Genomic DNA, 4343 nt, shown 5'->3' with positions numbered 1-4343 from the left:
CATGCTCTACATGACGCTGATGATGGTCGCACCGATGGTGGTGCTGATGATCCTCGCCATGCGACACATGTTCGTGTCGAAGGCCGCCAACATCGCGCTGATCGCCGCGTCGCTGGTCGCCTTCTTCGGCAGCTTTGCACTCATCCGCACCCAGACCACGATCGGCGACACGGCCTTTCTGCGCTCGATGATCCCGCATCATTCCGGGGCGATCCTGATGTGCCAGGAAGCAAAGCTCAGCGATCCGGAAGTCATCCGGCTTTGCGAAGCGATCAAGCGCTCGCAGCGGCAGGAAATCGACGAGATGAAGGCCATACTCGCGCGGCGCTGAGTGGCACGGTCGGGCTACGCCCGGATACGTGCGCCCGGCCAGGTATGTGAGCCGGCCGATGGTCGACACGAGGCGCGGGGCGGACGAGATTGCCAGGGAGGTGGTGCGGCTTGCGCCGTTGTTCCTGCGACAGGCTGGCGGCCATGTCCTGACGCTGCTCGATCCTGCCGGGATCGTGCTGAGCTATAATGAAGAAGGCGAGCGTGCCGAATGCTGGCCCCTCGATCGCGTCCTGGGACAGCCCCATGACCTGTTCTACCCGCCCGACGAGATTGCGGCCGGCCGCCCGTGCGCAGACCTGGCGGCCGCCCTTCACGAAGGCACGCTGGAGCGCGAAGCGTGGCGGGTCTGCGAGAACGGCGCGGAATATCTCGCGCGCCTGACGATCAGCGCCCTGTTCGAAGGCGACGCACATCGAGGCTTTGCCTGCATCAGTCGCGATGTCACCGACGAGGCGGCGGTCCGGGCGTCAATCGAGACCCGCGAGCAGCATCTCCAGTCGATCCTGGCGACCGTCCCCGATGCGATGATCATCATCGACGAGACCGGCGCCATCACGTCGTTCAGCGCGGCCGCCCAACGCCTGTTCGGCTATTCGGAAACCGAGCTCGTCGGCCGCAACGTCTCCTGCCTGATGCCCCAGCCCGATCGCGACCGGCATGACGAATATATCGCGCATTATCTCCAGACCGGCGAGCGCCGGATCATCGGCCTCGGCCGCGTCGTGGTCGGCCAGCGCCGCGACGGCTCGACCTTCCCGATGCAGCTGTCGGTTGGCGAGGCCGGTGAAGACGGGCAGCGGTTGTTCACCGGCTTCATCCGGGATCTCACCGCCAAGGAGCAGGATGAGCTCAGGCTCAAGGAACTGCAGGCAGAGCTGGTCCATGTCTCCCGGCTGAGCGCGATGGGCACGATGGCCTCGACCCTCGCGCATGAGCTCAACCAGCCGCTTGCCGCGGTCGCGCTCTATCTCGAGACGATCCGCGACATGCTCGACGAGCGGGACGACGAACCCTTCGTGTCGCTACGGTCGGTGATGGATGATGCGGCACAGGAAACGCTGCGGGCCGGCCATATCGTCCGGCGCCTGCGCGATTTCGTCGCCCGCGGCGAGGTCGACAAGAGCCTCCACGAGCTGCCGCGGGTCATCGCCGAGGCGAGCCAGCTCGCGCTGGTCGACGCCCGCGAGCGCGGCATCCGCAGCTTCTTTGCAGTCGATCCCGCCGCGACGCCGGTCCTCGTCGACAGGGTGCAGATCCAGCAGGTGCTGGTCAACCTGATGCGCAATGCCATCGAGGCGATGGCGGAGTGTCCGGTTCGCGACCTCAAGGTGGCGACCAGGTTGCGCCCTGACGGGCTGATCGAGGTGACCGTGGCGGATACCGGCCCCGGCATCGCCGACGAGGTCCGGGAGCAGCTCTTCACGGCGTTCAAGTCGACAAAGGCCGACGGCATGGGCCTCGGCCTTTCGATCTGCCGGACCATCATCGAAGCGCATGGGGGCCGTATCTGGATGGAGCGCCCCGACCGCGGCGGCGCGCGCTTTCATTTTACCTTGATCCATGCGCGGGCGGAGGAGGAACATGGGGGATAGACGCGTCATCCATCTGGTCGACGACGAGGAGAGCATCCGCAAGGCGGCGAGCTTTGCGCTCAAGACCGCGGGCTACGACGTCGTGACCTATGCCTCGGGCGTGGAGTTTCTCAAGGAGGCGAAGTCGGCGGCCGTCGGCTGCGTCATCCTTGACGTGCGCATGCCCGAGATGGACGGTCTCGAGGTTCAGGCCGCCATGGCAGCACGCGGGGTCAACATGCCGGTCATCGTCCTGACCGGCCATGGCGACGTGTCGGTTGCGGTGCAGGCCATGAAAGGCGGCGCGGTCGACTTTCTCGAGAAGCCCTTCGAGAAAGCGGCCCTGCTCGGCGCCGTCAGCCGCGCGTTCGCGCGTCTCGACGATGTCGACTTTCGCACTCTGGAAACCTCTGAAGCCGGCGTGCGGGTCGCTGCACTGACGCCCCGGGAGCGTGAAGTGCTGGAAGGGCTGGCGAACGGCCTGCCCAATAAGACGATCGCCTATGACCTGGGCTGTTCATCGCGAACGGTCGAGGTCCATCGCGCGAGCCTGATGGCCAAGCTCGAGGTCCGCAATTTGTCCGAAGCCCTGCGGATCGCCTTTGCCGCGGGCATGGGCCGCAAGCCGAAGTGACTGCGACCTCTACGTAGCGACGGGACGAGGCGCGATATGCGATCGATGGTGCAATCGTCACACGGGTGTCCGCTTCTCGCAATGCCATCGGTCCGTTCCACTCAGCATGATGGCAGATACACCATCCTCGTCTCCGACGACGATCCCGGCGTGCGGCGTGGCCTCCAGCTGCTGCTGAGATCGCGCGGCTATGCCGTGTGGGGATATACGACCGGCCACGCGCTGTTGGCCGACCCCCGCGCGAAGGAGGCAGACTGCGTCATCCTCGACTATCGCATGCCCGACATCGACGGATTCGCGATGCTGCGTCACCTTCGCGAGATCGGATGGTCGGGACGCGCGATCATGATCTCAGGCTTTCATGACACGCTGCTGGCCTCGCGGGCCGCTGAGGCGGGCTTCGATCATGTTCTCGCAAAGCCGCTGATCGGCAGGGCTTTGCTCGAAGCGTTGGACCGGCACCGCATCGAGACGCTTCGAAAGCATTGAATTGTGGCGGCCGGCCCCCGGCAGCCTCAGCCCGGCGCGATGTGGAAAGCCGATCTGCGCCGTCAAAGCCAGTGGCTACGTTTGAACCGGATGTAGAGCCCAATGCAGACCGCAGCGATGACGCCGAGGATGACGAAATATCCCCATTGCGTCTTCAGTTCGGGCATATTCTCGAAATTCATGCCGTAGATTCCGGCAATCGCGGTAGGCACCGCGAGGATCGCAGCCCGGGCGGCAAGCTAACGGGTGATCGCACCTTGGCGCTGCTGTTCGAGCAGGTGACTCGCCTCGAACACCGAGATCAGGATGTCGCGGATGCCGGTGATGGCGCTCTCAACCCTGAGCATGTGATCGTCGAGCTTCGAAATCTGGTGGCCGTTGTCGGCACCTTCCATGGCAAGCGGGTGAAGGCCGTAATTCCCGGCGATGTCGGCAAGTTCTGTTTCGCTGGGCTGGGACATTTTGATCCACACGAAGTCATCCTTGCCGACGTGCTCGCACGCCGGATCGATCAGGGTCGCCGGCCGTAGCCGTTTGCCATTGTGACAAAGAACGGCGGGGGCGACCGGAAGCCGTGTGCCTCGCCTATTGAGACGCGCGCACAAACACTCGTCATTCTTCAAGCCCAATCGCAGGAAGAAGAAGGCGGCGCGCAGCAATTCGAGCGAGAGCTTATAGAAAATGCGGCGGAGCGTTGGGTTTCGCAGAAGGCCGCTCCCGTTCATGACGCGCGTGGCTGGGCGGCGCGCTGCCACATCAAGGGCACGCAGACTGCGAAGGTCTGCGCACCCTTGATTGGCGACCGCGAGGGTTTTCCTCTCTTGCGATGGTACCAAGCGATTGCCCGTGTGGCGCCTCTGCAATCGTGTCGGATGACTATACCTAAGTATCGGATAACGGCGCTGACGACAGGGTTGCCGGGCCCCGGTGAGGCGCGTCGCACCGCGCGGAGACGAAAGCTGGAAGACGGAAAAGCTCAACTGTCGAAAGCGACCGAGCGCGCGAGCGCTTCCTGGGACTGCAGAAAGGCGAGCCGCGATTGCAGCGCCGCCTGGACAACGCCGAAAGCGTCACCCCCCAGAGTCACGCGCAGCGGCGGATGGTCGCTGGTTGCGACATCAACGATCGCTTGCGCGATCTTTTGCGGGTCGAGCGTGTAGAGCTCGTTTCCGGCGGTCTCGAACATCTTGCGGATATGGCCGGCGGGCGTATCGCGATACGCGGCGATCTCGCTGGCGAATTGCAGATTGTGGCTGAAGCTGGTGCGCGCCCCGCCCGGCTCGATCAGTGTCACGAACAGGTTGAAGGGTTCAAGC

4 protein-coding genes and 2 pseudogenes are annotated in these 4343 nt (G+C 64.3%); 4 read left to right on the top strand and 2 right to left on the bottom strand.

From position 1 onward, the window contains the following. The 4 genes from KAY22_RS25195 to KAY22_RS25180 all read left to right on the top strand — a co-directional run. Positions 1-331 (top strand): DUF305 domain-containing protein (locus tag KAY22_RS25195; protein WP_296625858.1); only part of this gene is annotated, 331 nt, incomplete at its 5' end. 58 nt (positions 332-389) lie between these two features. Continuing rightward, entirely contained in the window at positions 390-1925 is a 1536-nt protein-coding gene (locus KAY22_RS25190; protein WP_296625857.1) for a PAS domain S-box protein, read from the top strand. Then, a complete protein-coding gene (locus tag KAY22_RS25185) occupies positions 1915-2538 on the top strand; it encodes a response regulator (protein WP_007683357.1) in 624 nt (207 codons plus the stop codon). Before KAY22_RS25190 ends, KAY22_RS25185 begins: the two co-directional genes overlap by 11 nt. An 81-nt stretch (positions 2539-2619) precedes the next feature. Next, positions 2620-3027, top strand: coding sequence for a response regulator (locus KAY22_RS25180; RefSeq protein WP_016743851.1), 408 nt, complete (start codon positions 2620-2622; stop codon positions 3025-3027). Between the two features lie 62 nt (positions 3028-3089). Here KAY22_RS25180 and KAY22_RS28020 read toward each other — a convergent pair. Both KAY22_RS28020 and KAY22_RS25165 read right to left on the bottom strand, forming a co-directional pair. Beyond that, positions 3090-3380 (bottom strand): annotated as a pseudogene (locus KAY22_RS28020) (CorA family divalent cation transporter); the annotation flags it as partial. A 623-nt stretch (positions 3381-4003) separates the two neighbouring features. Beyond that, a pseudogene (locus KAY22_RS25165) lies at positions 4004-4343 on the bottom strand (short-chain dehydrogenase/reductase); the annotation flags it as partial.

Source organism: Rhizorhabdus sp. (genome assembly GCF_018006725.1).
In the GTDB taxonomy this organism is placed as follows: Bacteria; Pseudomonadota; Alphaproteobacteria; order Sphingomonadales; family Sphingomonadaceae; genus Rhizorhabdus.
Note: the sequence above shows the minus strand (reverse complement) of the source record. Positions and strands in the feature narration are given on the sequence as shown.

Bases quoted from the DNA above. Each gene is read 5' to 3' on its own strand.
- KAY22_RS25190 (WP_296625857.1), top strand. From the start codon at position 390: ATGGTCGACACGAGGCGCGGGGCGGACGAGATTGCCAGGGAGGTGGTG.
- KAY22_RS25180 (WP_016743851.1), top strand. From the start codon at position 2,620: ATGCCATCGGTCCGTTCCACTCAGCATGATGGCAGATACACCATCCTC.
- KAY22_RS25185 (WP_007683357.1), top strand. From the start codon at position 1,915: ATGGGGGATAGACGCGTCATCCATCTGGTCGACGACGAGGAGAGCATC.